Origin of the sequence: Acinetobacter sp. ANC 4204, from assembly GCF_002135205.1 — a bacterium.
Taxonomy (GTDB): domain Bacteria; phylum Pseudomonadota; class Gammaproteobacteria; order Pseudomonadales; family Moraxellaceae; genus Acinetobacter.
In genome coordinates, this window is the sequence record NZ_NEFZ01000007.1 from 90,140 (window position 1) to 112,264 (window position 22,125).

The 22,125-nt window shown below is 39.0% G+C and carries 21 protein-coding genes; 10 read left to right on the top strand and 11 right to left on the bottom strand.

The genetic code is table 11. The features are described from left to right. The first annotated feature begins 16 nt into the window (after window positions 1–16). The 3 genes from tal (at window position 17) to B9T36_RS14110 (ending at window position 3,025) form a co-directional block, all read left to right on the top strand. The gene (tal, locus tag B9T36_RS14100; protein WP_010326829.1) at window positions 17–1,003 is read left to right on the top strand and encodes a transaldolase; all 987 of its coding nucleotides are present in this window, start codon (window positions 17–19) and stop codon (window positions 1,001–1,003) included. Window positions 1,004–1,073: 70 nt separating this feature from the next. Beyond that, entirely contained in the window at window positions 1,074–1,724 is a 651-nt protein-coding gene (leuE, locus tag B9T36_RS14105) for a leucine efflux protein LeuE (RefSeq protein WP_086210101.1), read from the top strand. 125 nt (window positions 1,725–1,849) lie between these two features. Beyond that, the gene (locus B9T36_RS14110; protein ID WP_086210102.1) at window positions 1,850–3,025 is read left to right on the top strand and encodes a benzoate/H(+) symporter BenE family transporter; all 1,176 of its coding nucleotides are present in this window, start codon (window positions 1,850–1,852) and stop codon (window positions 3,023–3,025) included. Between the two features lie 66 nt (window positions 3,026–3,091). Here B9T36_RS14110 and B9T36_RS14115 read toward each other — a convergent pair whose 3' ends face one another. From B9T36_RS14115 to B9T36_RS14125, 3 genes are all read right to left on the bottom strand, one after another. Next, window positions 3,092–3,649, bottom strand: coding sequence for a TetR/AcrR family transcriptional regulator (locus B9T36_RS14115; RefSeq protein WP_086210103.1), 558 nt, complete (start codon window positions 3,647–3,649; stop codon window positions 3,092–3,094). Between the two features lie 5 nt (window positions 3,650–3,654). Further along, window positions 3,655–3,999: a DMT family transporter gene (locus tag B9T36_RS14120; protein ID WP_086210104.1), complete on the bottom strand. Its 345-nt coding sequence runs from the start codon at window positions 3,997–3,999 to the stop codon at window positions 3,655–3,657. A gap of 79 nt (window positions 4,000–4,078) precedes the next feature. Next, window positions 4,079–5,098 carry an alpha/beta hydrolase gene (locus B9T36_RS14125; RefSeq protein WP_086210105.1) on the bottom strand — a complete coding sequence of 340 codons (1,020 nt, stop codon included), beginning with the start codon at window positions 5,096–5,098 and terminating at the stop codon, window positions 4,079–4,081. Window positions 5,099–5,394: 296 nt separating this feature from the next. On the opposite strand from B9T36_RS14125, the gene B9T36_RS14135 reads away from it, so the two are divergent. Both B9T36_RS14135 and B9T36_RS14140 read left to right on the top strand, forming a co-directional pair. Further along, window positions 5,395–5,838 carry a universal stress protein gene (locus B9T36_RS14135; protein WP_086210107.1) on the top strand — a complete coding sequence of 148 codons (444 nt, stop codon included), beginning with the start codon at window positions 5,395–5,397 and terminating at the stop codon, window positions 5,836–5,838. An 82-nt stretch (window positions 5,839–5,920) separates the two neighbouring features. Further along, the gene (locus B9T36_RS14140; protein ID WP_086210108.1) at window positions 5,921–6,364 is read left to right on the top strand and encodes a universal stress protein; all 444 of its coding nucleotides are present in this window, start codon (window positions 5,921–5,923) and stop codon (window positions 6,362–6,364) included. A gap of 67 nt (window positions 6,365–6,431) precedes the next feature. On the opposite strand, the gene B9T36_RS14145 is transcribed toward B9T36_RS14140, so the two are convergent. Both B9T36_RS14145 and pepN read right to left on the bottom strand, forming a co-directional pair. Then, the gene (locus B9T36_RS14145) at window positions 6,432–6,647 is read right to left on the bottom strand and encodes a hypothetical protein (RefSeq protein ID WP_086210109.1); all 216 of its coding nucleotides are present in this window, start codon (window positions 6,645–6,647) and stop codon (window positions 6,432–6,434) included. Window positions 6,648–6,898: 251 nt separating this feature from the next. After that, on the bottom strand, window positions 6,899–9,508 hold the full coding sequence (gene pepN / locus B9T36_RS14150) for an aminopeptidase N (RefSeq protein WP_086210110.1): 2,610 nt from the start codon (window positions 9,506–9,508) through the stop codon (window positions 6,899–6,901). A gap of 421 nt (window positions 9,509–9,929) precedes the next feature. Here pepN and B9T36_RS14155 point away from each other — a divergent pair, with 421 nt between their 5' ends. From B9T36_RS14155 to thiM, 3 genes are all read left to right on the top strand, one after another. After that, window positions 9,930–10,187, top strand: a complete 258-nt coding sequence (locus B9T36_RS14155; protein ID WP_086210111.1) for a hypothetical protein — start codon at window positions 9,930–9,932, stop codon at window positions 10,185–10,187. A gap of 185 nt (window positions 10,188–10,372) precedes the next feature. Then, the gene (locus tag B9T36_RS14160; protein ID WP_086210112.1) at window positions 10,373–11,530 is read left to right on the top strand and encodes a hypothetical protein; all 1,158 of its coding nucleotides are present in this window, start codon (window positions 10,373–10,375) and stop codon (window positions 11,528–11,530) included. Window positions 11,531–11,541: 11 nt separating this feature from the next. After that, a complete protein-coding gene (gene thiM, locus B9T36_RS14165; protein WP_086210113.1) occupies window positions 11,542–12,414 on the top strand; it encodes a hydroxyethylthiazole kinase in 873 nt (290 codons plus the stop codon). 33 nt (window positions 12,415–12,447) lie between these two features. Here the strand turns inward: thiM and B9T36_RS14170 are convergent, their stop codons facing one another. After that, window positions 12,448–13,179, bottom strand: coding sequence for a hypothetical protein (locus B9T36_RS14170; RefSeq protein ID WP_086210114.1), 732 nt, complete (start codon window positions 13,177–13,179; stop codon window positions 12,448–12,450). Window positions 13,180–13,420: 241 nt separating this feature from the next. Beyond that, window positions 13,421–14,947, bottom strand: coding sequence for a TerC family protein (locus tag B9T36_RS14175; protein WP_086210115.1), 1,527 nt, complete (start codon window positions 14,945–14,947; stop codon window positions 13,421–13,423). A 537-nt stretch (window positions 14,948–15,484) separates the two neighbouring features. Here B9T36_RS14175 and B9T36_RS14180 point away from each other — a divergent pair. Together B9T36_RS14180 and B9T36_RS14185 are read left to right on the top strand one after the other, a co-directional pair. Continuing rightward, the gene (locus tag B9T36_RS14180) at window positions 15,485–15,787 is read left to right on the top strand and encodes a hypothetical protein (protein WP_086210116.1); all 303 of its coding nucleotides are present in this window, start codon (window positions 15,485–15,487) and stop codon (window positions 15,785–15,787) included. Window positions 15,788–15,940: 153 nt separating this feature from the next. Next, window positions 15,941–16,405 (top strand): MarR family winged helix-turn-helix transcriptional regulator, encoded by a 465-nt coding sequence (locus tag B9T36_RS14185; protein ID WP_086210117.1) that lies wholly within the window; start codon window positions 15,941–15,943, stop codon window positions 16,403–16,405. A gap of 5 nt (window positions 16,406–16,410) precedes the next feature. On the opposite strand, the gene B9T36_RS14190 is transcribed toward B9T36_RS14185, so the two are convergent. The 4 genes from B9T36_RS14190 to zapE all read right to left on the bottom strand — a co-directional run bounded on the left by B9T36_RS14190 (window position 16,411) and on the right by zapE (window position 22,109). Beyond that, a complete protein-coding gene (locus B9T36_RS14190) occupies window positions 16,411–17,073 on the bottom strand; it encodes an SOS response-associated peptidase family protein (RefSeq protein ID WP_086210118.1) in 663 nt (220 codons plus the stop codon). A gap of 805 nt (window positions 17,074–17,878) precedes the next feature. Further along, window positions 17,879–18,355 (bottom strand): hypothetical protein, encoded by a 477-nt coding sequence (locus B9T36_RS14195; protein WP_086210119.1) that lies wholly within the window; start codon window positions 18,353–18,355, stop codon window positions 17,879–17,881. Between the two features lie 76 nt (window positions 18,356–18,431). Further along, the gene (locus tag B9T36_RS14200; RefSeq protein ID WP_086210120.1) at window positions 18,432–20,594 is read right to left on the bottom strand and encodes a malate synthase G; all 2,163 of its coding nucleotides are present in this window, start codon (window positions 20,592–20,594) and stop codon (window positions 18,432–18,434) included. A 363-nt stretch (window positions 20,595–20,957) separates the two neighbouring features. Continuing rightward, window positions 20,958–22,109: a cell division protein ZapE gene (gene zapE / locus B9T36_RS14205; RefSeq protein WP_086210121.1), complete on the bottom strand. Its 1,152-nt coding sequence runs from the start codon at window positions 22,107–22,109 to the stop codon at window positions 20,958–20,960. Window positions 22,110–22,125 lie beyond the last annotated feature (16 nt).

Sequence of the window (22,125 nt, forward strand, 5' to 3'; positions counted from 1 at the left end):
TAAGAACTAACGATCAATGACACAAACTGCATTAAACCAATTAAAAAGCTTAACCACCATTGTTGCTGACAGTAGCGATTTAGCGGCGATTAACCAATTTCGCCCGCTTGACGCAACGACTAATCCGTCGCTGATTACAGCGGCTGCTATTCAACCTGAAAATAAAGAGTTGATTGAGGATGCTTTTGCTCAAGCCAAAACTGAGGGCTATAAAGAAGACTTACTCATTGAACGCACAATCGACATTCTTACCGTCAAGTTTGGGGTGGAAATTCTCAAATTGATTGAGGGTCGTGTATCTACAGAAGTGGATGCTGCACTGTCATACGATACCGATGCCACCATTGAAAAAGCCAAAGAGCTGTTGGCGCTATATAAAAACTACGGCGTAGATCAAAATCGTATATTAATTAAAATCGCTTCAACATGGGCGGGTATTCAAGCAGCGAAAGTGTTAGAAGCTGAAGGTATCCATACCAACTTAACGCTTTTGTTTGGTGTGCATCAGGCCCATGCTTGTGCGGAGGCAAATGTCACTTTAATTTCACCTTTTGTTGGACGTATTTTAGATTGGTACAAAAAAGCCGAAGGCGTGGACAGCTATCCAGTTGAGAAAGACCCTGGCGTACTTTCTGTGAAGCAAATTTACCAGTTCTATAAAGCACATGGGATCAAAACAGAAATTATGGGCGCAAGCTTCCGCAGTGTTGACCAAGTCTTAGGACTTGCAGGTTGTGACCTTCTTACTGTTGCGCCTAACTTATTGGCAGCTCTTGAACAAGACACACGTGAAGTTAAAGCCCAACTGTCAGCAAGTGATATTGCGCCAGCGACAACTGCACTTAACACACTCAGTGAAACTGAGTTTAGGAATCAAATTGAACATGACTTGATGGCAACGCAGTTGTTACAAGGCGGTATTGATGGATTTATTAAAGCCCGTCAACAGCTGAACACACTATTGCGTCAGTCTTTTGGTCTAGATGAAGAAATTTCAGCTTAACTTGATTTTTCTTCTTTTAAAAGCCGATTTTGCTATCATGCAATATCGGCTTTTTTATTGAGAATATGTTGTGTTTGGGATTATCGACATCGGTACCTATATCATCGGTACAATTTTAATTGTGATTCTACCAGGCCCAAATTCTCTTTATGTGATGTCCATTGCCTCGCGTTTTGGTCCGAAGATCGGCTATTGGGGAGCATTAGGCGTTTTCACGGGTGACCTGATCCTCATTCTATGCACAGTACTAGGCGCAGCATCTCTTTTACATGCTTTTCCTTGGCTGTTCATTTTATTAAAAATTGTAGGGGCTTTGTACCTATCCTACCTAGGTGGAAAACTCTTATTTGCTGGCGTCAAAACGTGGCATTCATCCCCACAACATCTTGAAGCAAGTGCAAACCAGAATACTTTGCAAACGCTACACCCGTTTAGATCAGCTCTGACCATTAGTCTTTTAAACCCTAAAGCTATTTTGTTCTATTTGTCTTTCTTTGTGCAGTTTGTTAACCCTAAATACGCTTATCCTGCACTCAGCTTTACTTTACTTTCAGTCATCTTGCAGATCATCAGCATGGCTTATCTTAGCATTTTGATTTTCTCAGGGATTAAATTGGCCAGTTACTTTAACCGTCAGTTTAAAGTTGCCGCTGTCGCAGTGGCAACTGTTGGTTTACTGTTTTGTGGTTTTGGTTTAAAGCTCGCACTTTCCACCCTGTAATTCTCGTGAATAATCTCGTTATTTTCGATAAAAAAACCATTGTATGCTGTTTTCTTTTTCAAGAACCAGCGTATGATCCTTGAACAATCGCTATTTTCACTCATTCAAATTATGTTTTGATCTTCATGCAAAAATTATTTCAAGATTTCTCAGTTCCAGCAGTATTCGCAGGTTTTATTACCTTCCTCATTGGCATTAGTGTGTCTTCAGTCTTGGTCATTCAGTCCGCCCAAGTCTTAGGTGCAAATACCGCACAAATCAACTCATGGTTCTGGGCTTTAGGTCTGGGTATTGGTTTGAGTGGATTGCTTTTATCTTGGAAACTTAAATATCCTGTATCGACCTCATGGTCTACTGCGGCACTGGCTTTAATTATTGCTACGGGCAGTGGCTATAGTTTACATGAAGCAATTGGCGCATTTTTGGTCTGTGGTTTAGTTACCGCTATTTTGGGCTTTTTCGGGATCTTTGAGAGAGTTCTGACTTATATCCCGCAAAGCCTAACCAGTGCCATGCTGGCAGGTGTGCTACTGAAGTTTGGTATTTCATTGTTCGCCAGTATGCAAGACCATTGGGGGTTTATTTTATCCATGCTGGCGGCTTATATTGTTTCTAAGCGACTTACCCCACGTTATTGTATCGTCATTACCGTGATTGCAGGCTTGTTACTCTGCCCATTGTTCTTAGACTTCCATACACCTCAAATCACATGGAGCCTAGCGCAACCTGTTTGGATGACGCCTGAATTCAGTATGTCTGCTATTTTAGGTTTAGCGCTGCCTTTGTTTGTGATCAATATGGCATCCCAATATTTACCAGGTATTGCCATGATTAAAAGCTATGGCTATAACCCACATGTCAATCAACTGATTGGTTGGACGGGTACCGCTCAAGCCTTACTCGCACCATTTGGTTGCTATAGTGTGAATACTGCAGCCATCAGTGCCGCTGTCAGTTTAGATGAACAAGTTCACCCTGACCCATCAAAACGCTATATTGCGGGCATGAGCTGCGGCTTCTTTTACATCTTAATGGGACTATTTGCAGCAACCCTCACCAGTCTTTTGTTGTCTTTCCCTGCAATCTTTATTACAGCCTTAGCAGGCATTGCTTTATTTGGCACGATTAGTCATAACATTGCAATTGCATTTGAAGCAGTCTCAGACCGTGAAGCAGCCCTCATGACTTTCTTATTTAGTGCATCAGGCGTTCAGTTTTTTGGCATTGGTTCTGCCTTTTGGGGACTACTCTTTGGTTTTGCAGTTATGCTTATATTTAAGTTTAAAACCAAAAAAGTTTAAGCCCTCATATAAAAAAGCACCCTCGATGGGTGCTTTTTTATTTTCAAATACTGCTAACTTAAAAAGTTAATGCTGATAACTTCGTTGAATCAATTCTTGCTTGAGTTGCATCGTCTCAGACAGATTTTCCACCTCAGTAAATGCTGTGAGCCAAATACCATCCGCAGCATAACGCAAAATTTTAAGCTCCAAATCATTGTCTGTATCCTGATGTCGAGCCAAACGTTTCTCTAGCCACTCAATCCAATACTCATTAAAGGTGCGATCCGTCAGCATGATCATCGAAATAGCTGACCAAGAGTGTTCTAAACCCAGCACCTGCTTTTCTAATGTAATTTCGATATAGGCTCTCGTGAAGCATCCGTAATACTCTTGATCTTTGGCTATCAACTGATCCACCACTCGATCTAATTGTTCAAGCTGTTCTACAATCATTGCCTCAAGTAGCTTTTGCTTGTTTGGAAAATGATGAAAAACCCCTCCTTTACTCACGCCAACCAAATCAGCTACGGCCTGTATAGAAACCCCAGTCACACCCTTTTCAGCTGCCAAACGGATGGCATGTTGCAAAATACTGTGGCGAACCTGTTCAGGTGCTTTTTTACGTGGAGTTGTTTGTTGCATCGAAGTTAATGCCCTGTCGAATTTGAAAATAAATTAATTACGATTACACCAGAAACAATCAACGCAATACCAATCATTGCGGCGAGATCTAAACTTTGTTTGAAAATAAAGTAGCCAATCAATGCAGTTAAAACAATCCCCACACCCGCCCAAATTGCATAAGCGATACCTAAAGGAATCACTTTAATCACTTGTGACAATAAATAAAATGCCAGCGAAAATAAAACCACCACCGCCAGCGAAGGCAATAGTTTGGTAAAACCTTCCGACTTAACTAAAAAGGTCGAACCAATGACTTCAGAAATAATTGCCATCGCTAGCAAAGCATAAGCCATTAATACAGGATTCATACTAAACTCAATTATTAACATACCGATCGGTCGGTATGTTAATAAAACCCCAAAAGTTAAGCAAGTCTTTTAAACATGATTATTTGGATGAATTTATCACTAAATCTGAAGTTCTTTTTATAAAATCAATGGTTCGATCAAAGGTGATCTGACTCGCCTCTTTACTCATCATGAACTGATATTCATGCACCAAATACTCTTTAGAGTCTGGGTAAAAAGCTTCTGTAACTGCCACCTGATGCTGCTTCAGTACTTCAACAAAAGGTAAAGACTGAGTTTTGGTTAAAAAGTCTTTATTTCCCCCACTAATAAATACAGCAGGATACTGTGATGTAATATGTTCACTGGTTGAAATCGACTTTAAAAATGCAGCATCGTCCTTACGCTCGCCTGTATAAGCCTGTACCAAATTATATACACCCCATTCAATCAACTTTAACTCTTCAGGAGCCGTATTCACAAAACTGTATAAATCGTAAATCCCGCAATGCAGAATCAATCCTTTTAGTTGTTTAGCTTGAATCGAAGGTTGAAAGCCGGATGCTTCAGCAAAGCTAGAATTAGTCAAAAGTGCAGCATAATGGCTGGCAATATTGGCTCCAGCAGAATCTCCAGCAAGATACAATTGGTTCGCGTTAATGTGGTACTGAGTAGCATGTTTTTGTAAAAAACTAAGTGCTTGATTGAGCTGATGTAGTTGCGTTGGATAAATCGCCTCGGGGGCAAACTGATACTCAACTGAAATAACATTGAAACCTTGGTTGGCTAAAAGCTTGAAATACCCACGTGCATGTTCTTTAGAACCAGAAACCCAGCCACCACCATGAACCCAAACTACTGTAGGCACTGTATCTAATTGTTCAATATTTTGTGGTTGATAAATATCAAGATTCAGCGCAGGACTAGCTTGATATGGAATATTGTGATGTACAATGACATCAGGGGGAGCAAAACGATCCAGCATTTTCATTTGAATATGGGTTGCTGTATTAAATGTACCCGCAATCAGTTTGGTATTTTTTTCGACACTTTGACATGCACTTAACACGACCATCATAAAAATGATACTGATTGTTTTAATCAGAGACTGAAAAACCATATTGTTTGCTCAATTTTTTTAGTGATTCTAATACAATATCTTGCGCAAGATATATTTAAAACAGACCAATTCGCCCCTTTTATAGCTCTCGAGTTAAGCGCTGAAAAAAATCCTTCAAACTTGAAACTTGAGTTTTTTGCTCAAGATTTATTCTGGCTAAATCCACATTTAATGACATTATTTTCTGAAAATTTCATGAATTTTCAATTTTTTAGCGCAATCAAAATTGAACATTTAAGTACAGTATGTTATCAATAAAACAAGAACTAAATCTTATACAATCAGGAGTTCCACTGATGGCTTACCAACATATTTTAGTCCCTGTTGACGGTTCACAGATTTCTTTTTCTGCTGTAAAACAAGCAAGTGAAATTGCCAAAGTTTTCGGCAGTCAATTAACTCTCATCAGCTTAGTCGCTGAGGATCCCTTGAAAGATGCTGACTTTTACTACACAGCTCCAATCATGAAAGAATATTTCATTGAAGCATATAACAATGCTGAAAAAGCCCTGCAAGATGCCGTTAAAATTGCACAAGAAAATGGTGTAGCAGCTCAGTCAAAAATCATCAAAGGTCAAGTTTCGGAAGATGCTGTGGTTGAAGCAGCAACTTCGCTGAAAACAGACTTAATTGTCATGGGCTCACATGGCCGTAAAGGCTTCCAAAAGTTTCTTTTAGGTAGCTTCGCTCAAGATGTGCTGAAGTCTACCGAGCTTCCTGTTCTCATTGTTAAAGCCTAACCCAAAATAAACTTTCTTTGCGATGCACTACGATTCTCTCTGCATAAAATAGCCATCGCGAAGAAAAACAAGGAGAATACCAATGAGCTATAAACACATTTTGGTGGCAGTTGATGAGTCACCTATGTCTTATGCTGCCGTTGAGCAGGCACTTGCTTTGGCTAAAGACCTCAATAGTCGTGTAACGTTGATGAGTGTCATTGCCGTTGATCCATTTGTCGGAGTCGATTTTTATAAAGTTGCACCTGCAATCACAGACTATTTCCTACATGCAGAACAAGCTGCTCAGGCACGTTTAGCTGAAGTCAAACTCTCTTTTGACCGTGATGAAATTGAAGCAGATACTAAAGTCATCCGCGGTATATCTCCCTCTGAAGGTATTATTCATGTCGCCGATGAAGTCAGTGCAGATTTGATTTTGATGGGTTCACATGGACGCACAGGTTTTAAAAAAATGATGCTAGGTAGTGTGGCACAAAATGTCCTGACTCAGTCTCCTATTCCTGTCTTAATTGTGAAAGTTTAATACATAGTGCTAAATAAAAAAGACTGCCTAGGCAGTCTTTTTTATTTAGCAAAATATTAATATTGCACTAGCTTTTGGAAATTTGCTGATGCAAATTTTGTAAATATTGCTCTGCTACTGACTGTTGAATAAAGGTTTTTTGAAATAAACCTGAGGCATGATGGTTATGTGGACTATATTCAATATTGACTTGAAATGTTCCCAGTTCAACACTTTTTACAATACGAATCGCAATAATATGAACAGTATTTAAATAAAACCCATCTTCAATCTTAACTAACATATCTGTTTACACTCTACATGTTCTATTCACTCAACATCCTGCATACATAGGCCGAAAAAAATGCAGAATATGAGCTAATCAATGATTATTGCAGATTATTATAGCTCATAAAATGCGATTCATTTCACACTATTCACATGAAAAGTCATTATTAAAATAAATACTGATATAGATTTACCTCATGCAGTCATTCTTCAGTTTTAATAAAAAAAAACCAGTCATATGACTGGTTTTTTATTAAAAGAAATCTGTTAAATGCTTAGCATACTACTTAAAGTCTCACTGACATTTTTAGATTTCACTTGTGGTTTTAAGTCCTCAAGCTTTGCTTTCACTTCGCTACGCTGTGGTTCTGCCAATGTGTACCAACGTGACAAAACTTGCAATAAACGAGAGCCTACAATTGGGTTTTTCTCATCCAAATACTTTGCCAGTCCAATGAAATGATCCACACCAAAACTCCATGTGTTCACTGGGTTTGCATTTAAGCCACCACTCACTGAACGGATGCGGTTTGGTACACCCAAATCATAGTCTGCATGTGAAGTAAGGTAATTAATCGTCTCTTCTGTCGCACAAGGATGTGCCGCTTGTAGCATAAACCACTGATCTAATGACAAAGCCTCATCTTTAAAACGTAGATAAAAATCACGTAATGCAGCTTCTGCTTGTGGTGCATCGTTCCACACCAAGACACGTAATGCGCCTAAACGTTCAGACATATTGCCTGTGGCTTCATATTGCTGATACGCCAGTTCAAAAGCAGTTTCATCACCTTGGCGAGCCATCATACTGAGCATGATATTTTTCAGTGCACGGACACCCATGGCTTGTGAGAACTCTTTTTGCAAATCTGGGTCTAAAGCCAAATACGTGTCTTTACAGAACGCCCCTAACTCACGTGCAAGTTTATCAATCAAAGCATTACGCTGTTCTTGAACTTTCTCAGGTTCATAATCGGTGTCGATACGGCTACCTAAATATCCTTCACTTGGCACATCAAATAAACGCGATGCCAAGAGTGGATCTTGCTCAACAAGCGCAGGCAATGTGTTTTTAATGGCTTGAATATAAATATGCGCATCATGACCATTGAGTAAAATACGCTCAAGCAGTGTTTGCGTTGCTTGCCATTGGTTAAATCCATTGGTTTCGTATTGAATCAGGAACGCCAACTCTTCATCGGTATAGTTGAACTCTAAGTTGACGGGCGCAGAGAAATTACGCAGTAATGACACGACCGGCTTCGTGCTTAAACCGCTAAATACAATGCTGGCTTGGTCTTGATCAAAAAGATACACACCGTCTTTGACTGCATTTTCAAATAAACTGTCTGAGTTTAAAAGCAATTGCTCACCTGTTGCAGCATCGAACAGTGCTAAAGCAACAGGAATTGGAACAGCTTTTAGGTTCGGATACTTAGGATGTGCTTTTAAACTTTGCTTAAATTTTAAGGTATAAGTTTGTGCAGCAGCATCATAGTGACCTTCAGCTTCTAACTTTGGTGTACCTGGTTGGTTATACCACGTTAAGAAGTTGGATAAATCTACACCTGAACCCGCGGTCAAAGCAGCGACCCAATCTTCAACTGTCACAGCTTGACCATCATGGCGTTCAAAGTATTCATCGGTTCCTTTACGGAATTTTTCTTTGCCTAATAAGGTTGCCATCATGCGGTTAATTTCCGCACCTTTTTCATAGACTGTTGCCGTATAGAAGTTATTGATTTCCACAAAATGGTCTGGACGCGGTGGATGAGACAATGGGCCTGAATCTTCTGGGAACTGATGCGCTTTGAGTACCGCAACGTCGTCAATACGTTGAACTGCAGCAGACTGTAAATCTTCTGAGAAAGATTGATCACGGAAAACCGTTAAGCCTTCTTTTAAACACAATTGGAACCAATCACGGCAAGTAATTCGGTTTCCTGTCCAGTTATGGAAGTATTCATGGGCAATTACCGACTGTACACGCATGATCGCGGCATCTGTCGTGTATTCTTCATCAGCCAAAACACATGAGGTATTAAAAATATTGAGACCTTTGTTTTCCATCGCCCCCATGTTGAAAGCACTGGTCGCCACAATCATATAATTGTCTAGGTCATAGGGACGACCATAGTGTTCTTCATCCCAACGCATTGAATGCTTTAAAGCTTCCATCGCAATATGACATTTCGGAATATCTTTTTCTTCGGCATAAATTTCCAAAGCCACATCACGACCTTCGGAAGTCACATAACGGTCTTTTAAAACAGCCAAATCACCAATCACACAAGCAAATAAATACGCTGGTTTTTTGGTTGGGTCTTGCCAAACGGTATAGTGACGACCTTCTCCTGCCTCGCCCGCTTCAATTAAGTTACCATTGGCAAGTAGCACAGGATATTTTTTGTCAGCTTCTACACGTGTGGTAAACACTGAAAGAACATCAGGACGGTCTGGGTAAAAGGTAATTTTACGGAAACCTTCAGGCTCATTTTGGGTTACGAACAAATCTGATGCGGCTTGGTATAAACCTTCAAGTTGTGTATTTGACTCAGGATGAATGATCACTGATGTCTCAAGCTTGATCTGATTTGGTGCATTGCGAATTACCAACTTCTCAGCATCAAGTACATATTGCTCTTGGCTGAGTTGCTGACCATTCAGCACTAAACGCTTTAGCTCTAAATCACGCCCGAGTAGAACCAAATCACCTTCAGCTTGGCGCGTTAACTCCAGTACAGCATCAACTTTGCTATGCTCATCATAGACTTGAATATCGAGGTGAATGCTGTCTACTAAAAAAGATGTCTTTTGGTAGTCTTTTAAATAAACAGTTTGATCTGCCTCAATAATTGGATTTGCCGCAATATTCATGTCATGTCCTAATGCTATTGGTCTACAGCTTTATATTGTGTATGTTTTGATCATACGACAAGTTTGTCATGCTGTCTGTGTTCGTTGAATGATATTTATATGGGCACATTGAATTGGCTTTTCAATTGTATTTCCCTTGTCGCTATCCACTATCTTTATCAATTGAATAAGAAATAGGCAATTCCGTTCATTGTGCTGGTGTTGTTCTGCAATATTTACACCAGCACTCAAAACCAATTTCATACAAATGGTACAAATTCAATAAAATCAGGCTTTCTCAAAACCCTATAGCACTATAAGAAAGACGTTTTCGAATTTATAACTTAATTTTCAAATCGTCTACATTTTGTGCACAGTTCTTGCTTGTATCTCATTATGCATAGCGCATGATAAAACTTAGAGAAAATAAAAGAGGTGTGAGATGTATTTAAAAGACCATATCGTCCGCGTCGAAAATATAAAAATGCTGCAAGCACTGGATGCTGCAAAAATTGATCATAAAGTGATTGCTATGTTTATGAGCTGTGAAGGAATGCCATTACAAGCACATGACGTCACCAGTATCTTAAACCACTATGACAACCTTAGTCGCAAAAAGCTCCCCAACAGGAAGGTTCAAGCTATGATTGAAGCCAAAAAATTAGGTAGAGAAGACGACTCTTTGCCTTGCCCCGTTTAAATTCGACTTCTACAAAAAATACGGCGCATGCCGTATTTTTTTGCCCGATATTCGCCCCTGTATCCCTTCTTCTAACTCGTCGTCACAAAGCGCCTCTGCTTGTTCAATTACACTGCAATTTACAACGCCTTTCTGAAATTTTAGCGTGTATAATTTGAGAAAATCCTGAGTTTCAGATTCATCCTATGTCGCTTCAAATTTTGCACAAACAACTTGATGAAAGCACGCCATGTCCACTGTGTCAGGCGGCTATGTTTTGGGTGGATGCTGAACAATACGATAAAGAAATTAACTTTCATGAATGTAGCCACTGCCAACATCGTGTTTTTAGTAATTCAAATCTAAATTGTCACTGTGACAGCTGTTTAGCGCAGCGCAAAAAAATATTAAAAGAAACTCGCCAGCAAGAACAACGGAAAACCAAAACTAAGGACATTTATGAGTTTGAACTGGGCCAGCTCAGTTTTATGCATAAATTATTTTTATTGGCCCTGCTTGATGACTACGTACAAGAACATACTCAACACCAAGAGTTTATTGATTGGGAACAGATCAAATATTTTAGCATCAGCCCCAATTACCTGTTTCAAAATAGCCTTGTTAAACAACTGGTAAAAGAACAAATCCTCGTTGCCAAAGATTTTGCCAGTGAAGCACATCAGTACTATATCAATGTCCGTTTAGATGGTTATTCGGAACCCAGCTTATTTAGCATTACCCAACAGCTTCGTTATTGGTTTTACGAGAACCTGAGCCTCGGTGTTCCATTTAAAACCTCAGATGAAGTCAAAAATGCCTTGTACCAATTGCTTTATCAGGAAATTATCCAGTTTATGCAGTTTTACTGCCGTACTTGGGGCATTCAAATTGCGGGAAATAACAGTTTCCAAGTGTTTTGTTATCGTTTACTCGATGTACTCGCAGTCGGACAAATTTATTATTTAATCCAAACTGCATTGGAGTATTTGTACGAACGTAAAGCCTTACAAATACGCAATGAAAACTTTATCAATACCAACTTGTTGAAAAAAACCTTGCAACAATACCGTGAACGTAGTGTGGCTGAAAAATGGGAAACCTCAACTCTGCCTCGTCCTCATAACTTAGCATTCAGTAAAATGAGCGAAATTTTGTTTTTCCGCTTCTTGGGTTATGACGAAACTATTTTCTTCCAACCTGTTTCACGTTCATGGCAAAAAATTGAACCGCGTTTAAGTTTCTATTCGCAAAAGCGCTGTATGTACTGTGGTTCAAATGAACTCACTGTAGACTACGATGCTGACCAATATGTGACATTATTTTGTCGTAAATGTAAGCACCAAGACCACTATTTCACCAAATAAGGGCACCCACTATGACCGAGCTTTTAGACCTTTCCTTGCTTAACTCAAAACAATCAATTCAAGACCAAACCGATGTCTTGGTGGAATATGTTGCTGAAGCTTGGACTGCCCTGCAAACACAACAACCTTTGGTGCAATGTATCACCAACAGTGTTGCAGCCAACTATGCAGCTAACGTTTTATTGGCTTCGGGTGCCTCACCTGCCATGATTGATAATCCCTTTGAAGCGGAAAGTTTCACCCGCATTAGTGCAGCACTTAGTATCAACCTAGGAACACCAACCTCTGAACAAATGCAAGCCATGCAAATCTCAGCTCAAACTGCGCAGCAACAAGGCATTCCATGGGTTCTAGATCCTGTTGGTTATGGTGCATTTTTAAAATGGCGCTCTGAAATGGTCGATCAGCTTTTAGCCTTTAAACCCACGATTATCCGTGGCAATGCTTCAGAGATCAGCACACTTGCAGGCAACCACATCGAAACCAAAGGTGTGGACAGTACTGCCAATAGCGCAGATGTCTACCAACAAGCAAAAACGCTTTTTGCACATTCAGGTGTGATTGCTATCTCAGGTGAATCTGACTATATCCTGTCTCAAGAACTTAATGCTGTGATTCAAGTCAATGGTGGTTCATATTTACAACCGAAAGTAACCGCTACAGGCTGTGCTTTAGGCGCATTGATCGCTGCCTATAGTGCGGTGACCAATCCTGTTATTGCAGCACTGTCTGCGCATATTCACTTTGCGATTGCTGGACAACTTGCTTATACCCAAAGTCAAAGCATTGGAAGCTTTGCCGTAGCTTTTATGGATCAAATTCACCAACTCAAAGCTGAAATGATTTATGAATATGCAAATATACAACTGATTCAAACATCTTGATAAGCGCAAATAAAGCTGTTCTTGACTCGCTTGTTAGGCGACTTCTCGCCCTAAGAGCAAGTTAAGTGCAGCATCTACTAATGTAAAAAGATCTAATTTACAAATACAGATCAACCCCATACCGATAAAATAGTCAGGTGCATGCTGCATATAAAAGTTGATATGTGGACTCGCCCGATTACGTAGTCGAATTAATTGTTCAGGGGTTGTTTGTGGCAGCACACAAGGATGTACAAATACATCCTCACTACGTTGCTGTACATTCTCATGACGATTTTGCATGAGCTCAAGCACCTGCAAATACTCTTCAGGCATCTTAGCACCAACACGTGGATAAAATCGCTTAGAGCGTGAAGCAAACAAGCGATACACTTTCGGTTGCATCAAGCTTGAAACAAACCACAGCTGTCGCGTGGGATATTTGAGGCGATAACCTAAAGCCACTCGTATCGCAGACATCAAACTTCTGTTTTGATTCCTATAATCAGGTAAAAAGGCTGCTCGTGAATTCACGATATACAAGGTCTGCTGCTCTCTATTAAGCTTTAAAATGGCAATAATATTTTGACCGACGATTTTACCTCGATGATAAAAACGAATAATCGGTAATGCAACGACATCATGATTATAAAGCAGTTGATATAACTCATTTTGAACTGCATTTGGAAAAATTTTCCGATCAAAGCTTTCCAATTTCTTAAATAAGGCCTGTTGCTTCTCAGTCGAAAGCTTAGTGAAATCAACCATTTTTTCCATAAGATGCATGAGCTCTTTCCATTTTTATTTTTGGTAGCCACACTACCTTTATTTATTATCTGATATTAAATTATGGGATAAAAACCTACCTTTACTAAACTTCACCAGCTCAAAAAGGATAAACGCACATCGCCACTAAATTTTGCGCATAGCATAGCGATTTTTTAATCAAACATCTAATGGTTAATTTATATACAAAAAAAATGCCAACATAAAGCTGACATTTTTTTACAAAAGCTTAAAGCAAATCTTAAACTAGACGATGAACAATACTGACAGTTTTAATTCGATTTGAATCTAACTCAAGCACTTCAAAATGAACACCACGATAGTCTAACTGAGTTCCAACCTGAACATCACCATGGGTTTTATCAAGAATTAATCCAGCTACACTGATATAGCCTGCATCTTCCTCGACCAAATCCAGCATTCCAAGTTCGAGTTCAAGTTGGTACAAGTCTAGCATTCCTGTCGCCTTCCAAGTCTGATCATCTATTTTGATCAAATCAAGCTGTTCATCAGCGTCAGGAAACTCACCAGCAATTGCTTCAAACACATCAAGCGGTGACACCAAGCCTTGTACATTACCAAACTCATCACTCACCAAGACCAAAGAACCTTTTGATGTTCTCAAAGTATTAATGGCATCAATCACTTTCATTTTTTCGAAGATGTAAATTGGGCGATGACGCTTGATCAGATCTTTTAACTGTTCTTCATCATCGAGTACATCAAGCAGCTCTTTGGCACGTGCAATACTTATGACCTTGTCTAGACTACCACGACACACTGGAAATAAGCTGTGTGGTACAGACAATACCTGCTCACGAATTTTTTCAGGGGAATCGTCTAAATTGACCCATGAAATTTGGCTACGTGGCGTCATGATTGAAGCCACAGAGCGTTCGGCCAATGTCAGCACACCACCGATCATATAACGCTCTTCATCCGCAAAAGCTTCTTGTGCTTGACGCTGTTCCGGGTCTTCAGCTTCGATTTTTCCGCCCATGAGTTTTAAAATAGAATCCGCAGTACGATGACGTAGTGGAATTTTAGCTTCATGTTTTGCCGCATTACGCTCACCAAACTGGTTAAATGCCTCGATCGCAATCGCGACACCAATACCCGAATAGATATAACCCTTAGGAATATGGAAGCCGAAACCTTCCGCAATTAGGCTGATACCAATCAATAACAGGAAACTAAGACACAAAATAACCACGGTTGGATGACGGTTTACGAAAGCAGTTAAAGGCTTAGATGCCAACAACATCACGGCCATCGCAACAATCATCGCTGCCATCATGACATAAATGTTATCTACCATACCAATGGCGGTAATTACTGAGTCCAGTGAAAAAACAGCATCTAGAATAACAATTTGTGCAACGACTGCGGTGAAACCTGCATAGACAACATTGCTTGTAACTTTAAGCTCAGGCTTACCTTCAATTTTTTCGTGCAACTCAGTAACGGCTTTATATACCAAGAATAAGCCACCAAAAAGTAAAATGAGGTCGCGTCCAGAGAATGTCCATTCCAATATAGAAATAAGCGGTTGAGTCAATGTGACTAACCAAGAAATTGCAAATAACAAACCCAAACGCATAATAAGTGCAAGGGATAAACCTATGACACGCGCTTTATCACGTTGTTCAGGGGGAAGTTTTTCAGCCAAAATGGCAATAAAGACTAGGTTATCAATACCTAAAACAATTTCTAATATAATAAGAGTAAGCAAACCAACCCATATTCCCGGATCTAATAGAAATTCCATTATTTCATTACTCCAGAATTATGTTTCTGTTTTAAAAGCATAAACCCACACGGCGACGGATCCATTTTTGTGACCTGTTCAACTAAAGATGAAATAATTATGCCTGAGATGTTTGCTTTGTAATATTTTTTTTATGGTTTTTAACAAAATTTTAATATTTAGATACTTATAGAGTGAAATTTACCCTTAAAGCGCCAAACTTGACTTTAGATATTGTCACTTAATGCCAATATTCGATGTTTAAAAATTCTAGACGCATTGGTCATTTTTTAAAAAATTAATTTTCAGACTCAATTTATTTGAATCAAATAAATGTTTTTTATACATTATTTATTTTAATAATAGTTAAAAAAAATCAATTTATAATATTTATGACCTTACGCATTGAAACTTTTTGTTAAAAACACTAGTTCACAAATCCATTTTTTTCACTAAAATGAAACACAGCCAAGATTGTTGTAAAAATAATCAATTGCTAAAACCAAGGATGCGCGGATTTCTAATCCAATCAAGTAATACAGAATAGGATTCATTGCTATGACCAATGAAAAGGCTTTGACTTTTAATAAAACGTCAAAAATGCTTAGCAATACTAGCTATGAAGGCTCATATCTCAACTTAGACTCATCATTTGATCAGCATCAAGTTAAAATTGTGGTTTCGCATAATAACCAAAAGTTTGAAATGCTCCTACCTATCGTTCTACAAGACGGTACCCCAATGGCTAAACTTTCTTTAGATTCTCACCAGAATGCTGAAGTAGAAGATGAAGTTATACAATTTGCGCAGACTATTGTTGGCTTTCACCAAAATAAAAGCAGTTATACCCTATCTGTTTAATAGCCACACTTAGCTTCAAATTACTGTTAAAAGATATTTCATCTGCAAATCTCTTTTAACAGTAATTTTATATTGCTAAGTATATGAGTGTTCACATAAAATGTGTTCAATTGATTTATAAAATAAAAATACGATTCACGGGGAATCCGTCACATGACCAAAAAGTATAGTAAGTTCCTACCAGGTTCTGAAGATTTTTCACTGGAAAACTTTCCATTTTACTGGGTAACTCAAGTACATGCTCAATATGTACTCAATGTCGATCACGCTTTGAAAAAATATGGTTTAGACAACTCTCGTCGTCGTATTTTACTTGCTCTCAAATCAAAACCACATGCCAGTGTTTCTGATCTATCTGACATGGTCGTCTCAAAAATGTCGACAACCACCAAAATTGTTTATCGTTTGAAAGATGAAGGATTGGTTGAAACTTATTCTTGTGAAGATGATGCACGTATCACTCGTGTCCTCCTCACAGAAAAAGGCACGGAGATGACCAGTAAAATTAATGATTTAACCAGTGTAGTACTTGAGCAATCATTTGAAGGTTTAACACCTTTGCAAATTGAAAAAATGATGGAAAGCTTGAAACACGTGTTTAAAAATTTAGCGCGCTAAACCGTTTAAAAGTCGAAAAAGTTGAGCTGGGGACTCTCTTTTTCGACTTTTATTTTGGGTACATAAGAACATTCAAACTCTTCAACAGGAAAGCCTTGTACAAAAGATTGAATATTTGACGATTTCCAGCTAAGCCATTCCTCTAAACGGTCATGTGGAATCACAATCACTGAGCGCTTCACATCCCCCGGCTCATGGAACTCCCGCATCATTGGGTGGTCTATAGCATCCATCGTCAGCATGGTTGCTGACCGCACTACCTCGCCTGCTATGCGACAGATTTCATAAAGAGCGGCAACAAAAACAACCTTCCCATCCCGTCGTCTAACACCCCATCTCTGTGGTTTTTGCTCTATATATTTTGACTCATAGAATTCAAAAACTGGAATTACCCCAAACTGATATTTTGAAGTCGCTTCAATAAAACTAGCCTTTTGCAGAAGTGTCTCACTTCGGGCATTATAGGTTTTGCTTGCAATACTCTTATCTTCTGCCCATTTCGGTATTAAACCAAAATGCACCTTACGCCATTCAAATCCTATATTTGATTTGAACAATAAGGGCAGCTCATAACCTGGATACACCTCTTCCACATAATCAAAAGGAATTTCAGGTAGACCAAACTGCTGTACTTGAGCAAGGGTTAGAGGTTTAAAATTAGCACACATAGCATCAAATCATTTTCGCTTTTTTGTCTCAAGCGAAGTTCTAAAATTAATCAATAGAGTAACATATCATCTTGGATATTTTACCCATAAGGCATAATCAACAAAAGCCCAAACTAAAGCCTTCAAAATACATCACTTAGCTTGAGCTAGAAAAGATATGCGAGACCTGTAGATACCATCTGCCAATATTGAGCACAACAAACGACAACCTAGCTTTTGTTAAAGCATACTTTTCTACTACCGTACGGAAAAAGTATAATCTTAGCTATTTATCTAAGTTTCAGCCCTAAATAATGAGTCTGCACCAGTCAAAGCGACTAAAAATAAAATGGGATAAAGACTCGATAAGATATTTTTTCCAATCAGTTAGTGAAATATTTAAATCGAGGTCAGCTTATTGATGTCGAAACTTCATCCATAAATTCGCACCATATAGCAATCAAGATTGATACGCTCTGTAAGGCCAATACATGCATTAGAGCTCTTGCAAAAGTCAAAAAATGATCATGCATTGGTAATATAATAAGTGCTGAACGTCACTTCACTCTTGGTGAAAACCTTAGAATGACGGATTCTTCCTATCAATCCTCTCCCTAGCCTTCTCCTTTTAAAAGAAGAAGGAACTTTCATTGTGATTTCAATACAGCTCAAAAAATGACTTATGCAAGAAATCCATTTATCTTAGAACAAATCTAGTAGACATAGACCTTATTTTTACTCTTGGCTTTAGAGCAAACCAAGTGCTTGGTGGACTATATATCCTGTCGAAAGCTCAATAAAAGTTCTCTATGAATATAAACCTTTTTCATCTCAGTTGATTAATTTGTTTTACTGCCACATAAATTCGCCAATAAATATATGTACTGATAATAACTTCAAAAATAAGATCCATGACTATATTTAATTGCTTAAGCATTGCCTCTTCCAAACTGGAAGCAAAAACCAAAATTATGACTTGCAAGGAAATACCAACTATCAAAAACAACACAAGTGATTGAATTGTAATAGGTAGACTCAAAGCAATAATACGCTTTAAAAAATCACGACCTTTTTCACCCCCATTCACTTTAAAGATTGCATTTATCCAGCTAATCAACAAACCAATTTGCAGAATAAATGATGCCCACGCTGCGGATACGGTAGATTCGGGTGCAAGTGTAAGTGCTAAAGAACTCAACAAGATAATAATGGCACTCACGATATAATAATTTTTAAAATCTGTTTCTGAGACTTTATTTAACTTCAAATCTTCTACTAATTTATTAACATTCCAGAAGTACATTGTTATTCCTTGTTCTTATACTATTTAAAATTGCTGATAAAAAAAGCCTCCGAAGAGGCTTTTTTAGGTTTACAGATTAGTCACCTGTATAACCTTTTAACTTCAAACGTGCAGCATGTAGAAGTGGCTCTGTATAACCTGATGGTTGCTCACCACCTTTAAACACTAGGTCATAAGCTGCTTTGTATGCATAACCATCGAAGCTTGGTGCCATTGGTGTATAAAGCGGATCGTTTGCGTTTTGCTCATCAACGATTTTCGCCATACGCTGCATCACTTCTTCAACTTGCGCTGCAGATACGATGCCATGACGCAACCAGTTTGCAACGTGTTGAGATGAAATACGCAAAGTTGCACGGTCTTCCATTAAACCAACATTGTTGATGTCTGGAACTTTCGAACAACCTACACCTAAGTCAACCCAACGTACAACATAACCTAAGATCCCTTGAAGGTTATTTTCAAGTTCTTTGGTTTTCTCTTCTTCAGTCCAGTTAGTATCTGTCGCTAAAGGCGGTGTTAACAAATCGTCTAATGATAAAGGCTGAGTATTCAAGAGTTCTTTTTGACGCTCAGACACGTTGCATTGGTGATAGTGAATCGCATGAATGACAGCACCAGATGGAGATGGAACCCATGCACAGCTTGCACCCGCTTCTGGATGTTCAATCTTGGTTTTGTACATGTCTAGAAGCATGTCTGGTTTTGGCCACATGCCTTTACCAATTTGTGCTTTACCACGTAAGCCCGCTTGAAGACCGATCATCACATTGCGGTTTTCATATGCTGGGAACCAAATTTGTGCTTTCACTTCGCCCTTACGAACAAATGGACCTGCTTCCATGAAAGTATGAATTTCATCACCTGTACGGTCCATGAAACCTGTATTAATGAAGATAGTACGGTCTTTTGCTTGAGCAATACAGTTTTTCAAGTTTACAGAAGTACGACGCTCTTCATCCATGATACCGATTTTTAACGTTTTTGCAGGCAAGCCAAGCGCTTGTTCTGAACGCTCAAACAACTCAACCGCAAAAGCAACTTCTTCAGGGCCATGCATTTTAGGTTTTACGATATACATTGAACCTTTACGCGAGTTCTTGTTTTCGTTTTCACCTTTAATATCTGCAAAAGACAATAGCGGAGTGATTAATGCATCCATAATCCCTTCGTAGATTTCAGCACCATCTACAAGGATCGCAGGGTTGGTCATGAGGTGACCCACGTTACGAAGAAGCATCAATGAACGGCCATGAAGTTTCGTTTCACCGCCGATCAAGTTTTTGTGCGTACGGTCTTTATTCAAAGTACGCGTAACGGTTTTACCATTTTTCTCGATAGACTCTGAAAGTGTACCCTTCATCAACCCTAACCAGTTACGGTAGCCTTCAACTTTCTCTTCTGCATCTACAGCAGCGATCGAGTCTTCTAAATCTTGAATTGTGGTTAATGCAGACTCAAGAACCAAATCTTTTACGCCAGCCGCATCTGTTTGACCAATTGGGCTATTTGCATCAATTTCGATAATAACGTGTAGGCCGTTATTTAAAAGTACGATTTCTGTTGGAGCAGATTCTTCGCCATTGAAACCTACAAATTGTGCTTCGTGTGCTAAGCCTGTTGTTGAACCATCTTTCAAGGTCACAACTAACTTTTTGCCTTCAACTGCATATTTTGTCGCATCAGCATGTGAACCATTTGCTAATGGGAAGGTTTCATTTAAGAAGTTTTTAGCAAATGCAATAACTTTATCGCCACGTACTGGGTTATAGCCTTTACCTTTCTCAGCGCCACCGTCTTCAGGGATCACGTCAAAGCCGTAAAGTGCGTCGTATAAAGAGCCCCAACGCGCGTTTGCAGCATTTAAGCAGTAACGTGCATTACGTACAGGTACCACCAATTGCGCACCAGCCAATAATGCGATTTCTTCATCTACATTTTCTGTGCTGATTTGGAAATCTTCTACTTCTGGTACCAAGTAGCCAATTTCAGTAAGGAAAGCTTTGTAAGCTCCAAGTTCAAATTTGTTGTTGCGGTGCCATTCATCAATCTTCGCTTGAATGTCGTCACGCTTAGCCAATAGTGCTTTGTTCTTTGGGCTAAGATCGACAACGACTTGTTCAAAGTTCTTCCAGTAAGCTTCACTGTCCAAACCTGAACCTGGAAGTGCTTCATTTTCGATGAAATCGTAAAGTTCTTTAGCAATCGCTAACTTGCCTTTTTGAATACGTGCAGTCATTGTCTTTCCTGATATTGCTACTTTTTATACAAGAGATTCTAGTATACCGATTTAAACTTGGCTGAATAGTAATATCACCGTGCGAAATAGTGATCATTTTTTATTTAATACCGTAAAAAAGCTACCAAATAATATACTGCTCAAAGCACAAGCACTATCAATTTACAAAATGCTCTTTAATAGTTTATTAAGTTTTTGAAATGTCGAAATTAGACTTAAGTGCAGTTTTGCTTATATTTCACACTTAAAACCAATATTCTCCCTGTTTTTCAACCCTGATTAAGCCATGTTTATAAAAAAAAGTCGATAAAATAAACAATGAAAATGCACATAAAAAAAGCATCCTTTCGGATGCTTTAACTTTTAGATTTCTTCTTGTTGTTTACTTGCTTCAGCTTGTATTTGTCGATGCGCTTCATTCAAGTAATCATCTGATTGCATTTCCAATAAACGTGAACGCGTGCGTTCAATTTCAAAGGCTAATTTATCACCAGAGTACAAATCAATAATCGTATCTTCTGAGGTTAAAATCAGTTTTACCCCACGGTCATAAAACTCATCGACCAAATAAATAAAACGACGTGTCCCTTCAGAAAGATAGTCTGTTAAGTGCGGTACATTGCTTACCAACACCGTATTATAAATATTTGCAATTTCAATAAAGTCAGCAGGACTCCGTGGTTTTAAACACAGCTCAGAATACTCACACCATAAGACATCTTCAGTATGTCCCACCGTTTCCACAATACGATTATTAATAATAATCGGCTCATCTGAAATGGTTTGGGTTTGTGTCAATGCGCTAAAACGCTGTGCGATCCAACGTTGGTGTTCATGTGTTAAAGGCGATTTAAAGAGTTGCGCCTGTTTTAAAACACGTAAACGGTAGTCCACGCCCGCATCCACATTTAAAATCACACACTGTTGTTTCACCATTTCAATGGTTGGAATGAAACGATCACGGTGAATGCCATTTTTATATAAACCATCTGGTGCAATGTTTGAGGTCGCCACCAAGGTAATGCCACGTGCAAAAAGCTTTTGGAACAAATCACTGAGAATCATGGCATCCGTCACATTCGAGACGAAAAACTCATCGAAACAAATGACCACCGCTTCTTTATAAATTTGATCCGCAACTGCATCTAAAGGATTACGCTGACCTGAAAGCTTGTTGAGCTCACGATGCACGTGTTGCATAAAATGATGAAAGTGCATGCGCGTTTTACGGCGAAACGGAATTGAGTCATAAAACTGATCCATCAGCCATGTTTTACCCCGGCCTACACCACCCCACATATATACACCACGTGGAGAGGTTTGACGGCGGAAACGACGGAATGCCTTTTTTGATGCCTTAAAACGTTGAATTAATTCATGCCAAACGCGATCCAACTCGTGTACGGCCTGTGCTTGCGCGTCATCGGGCATAAACTGTCCAGATGCTAAGGCTTGAGCATAACGCTCGGCAGGAGATAAAGGGCTGAATGCGGTAGGTGAATTAAAATCTGACATATCATTTAATACTATT

Bases quoted from the DNA above. Each gene is read 5' to 3' on its own strand.
- tal (WP_010326829.1), top strand. From the start codon at position 17: ATGACACAAACTGCATTAAACCAATTAAAAAGCTTAACCACCATTGTT.
- B9T36_RS14110 (WP_086210102.1), top strand. From the start codon at position 1,850: ATGCAAAAATTATTTCAAGATTTCTCAGTTCCAGCAGTATTCGCAGGT.
- B9T36_RS14115 (WP_086210103.1), bottom strand. From the start codon at position 3,649: ATGCAACAAACAACTCCACGTAAAAAAGCACCTGAACAGGTTCGCCAC.
- B9T36_RS14120 (WP_086210104.1), bottom strand. From the start codon at position 3,999: ATGAATCCTGTATTAATGGCTTATGCTTTGCTAGCGATGGCAATTATT.
- B9T36_RS14125 (WP_086210105.1), bottom strand. From the start codon at position 5,098: ATGGTTTTTCAGTCTCTGATTAAAACAATCAGTATCATTTTTATGATG.
- B9T36_RS14135 (WP_086210107.1), top strand. From the start codon at position 5,395: ATGGCTTACCAACATATTTTAGTCCCTGTTGACGGTTCACAGATTTCT.
- B9T36_RS14140 (WP_086210108.1), top strand. From the start codon at position 5,921: ATGAGCTATAAACACATTTTGGTGGCAGTTGATGAGTCACCTATGTCT.
- B9T36_RS14145 (WP_086210109.1), bottom strand. From the start codon at position 6,647: ATGTTAGTTAAGATTGAAGATGGGTTTTATTTAAATACTGTTCATATT.
- pepN (WP_086210110.1), bottom strand. From the start codon at position 9,508: ATGAATATTGCGGCAAATCCAATTATTGAGGCAGATCAAACTGTTTAT.
- B9T36_RS14155 (WP_086210111.1), top strand. From the start codon at position 9,930: ATGTATTTAAAAGACCATATCGTCCGCGTCGAAAATATAAAAATGCTG.
- B9T36_RS14160 (WP_086210112.1), top strand. From the start codon at position 10,373: ATGTCGCTTCAAATTTTGCACAAACAACTTGATGAAAGCACGCCATGT.
- thiM (WP_086210113.1), top strand. From the start codon at position 11,542: ATGACCGAGCTTTTAGACCTTTCCTTGCTTAACTCAAAACAATCAATT.
- B9T36_RS14170 (WP_086210114.1), bottom strand. From the start codon at position 13,179: ATGCATCTTATGGAAAAAATGGTTGATTTCACTAAGCTTTCGACTGAG.
- B9T36_RS14175 (WP_086210115.1), bottom strand. From the start codon at position 14,947: ATGGAATTTCTATTAGATCCGGGAATATGGGTTGGTTTGCTTACTCTT.
- B9T36_RS14180 (WP_086210116.1), top strand. From the start codon at position 15,485: ATGACCAATGAAAAGGCTTTGACTTTTAATAAAACGTCAAAAATGCTT.
- B9T36_RS14185 (WP_086210117.1), top strand. From the start codon at position 15,941: ATGACCAAAAAGTATAGTAAGTTCCTACCAGGTTCTGAAGATTTTTCA.
- B9T36_RS14190 (WP_086210118.1), bottom strand. From the start codon at position 17,073: ATGTGTGCTAATTTTAAACCTCTAACCCTTGCTCAAGTACAGCAGTTT.
- B9T36_RS14195 (WP_086210119.1), bottom strand. From the start codon at position 18,355: ATGTACTTCTGGAATGTTAATAAATTAGTAGAAGATTTGAAGTTAAAT.
- B9T36_RS14200 (WP_086210120.1), bottom strand. From the start codon at position 20,594: ATGACTGCACGTATTCAAAAAGGCAAGTTAGCGATTGCTAAAGAACTT.
- zapE (WP_086210121.1), bottom strand. From the start codon at position 22,109: ATGTCAGATTTTAATTCACCTACCGCATTCAGCCCTTTATCTCCTGCC.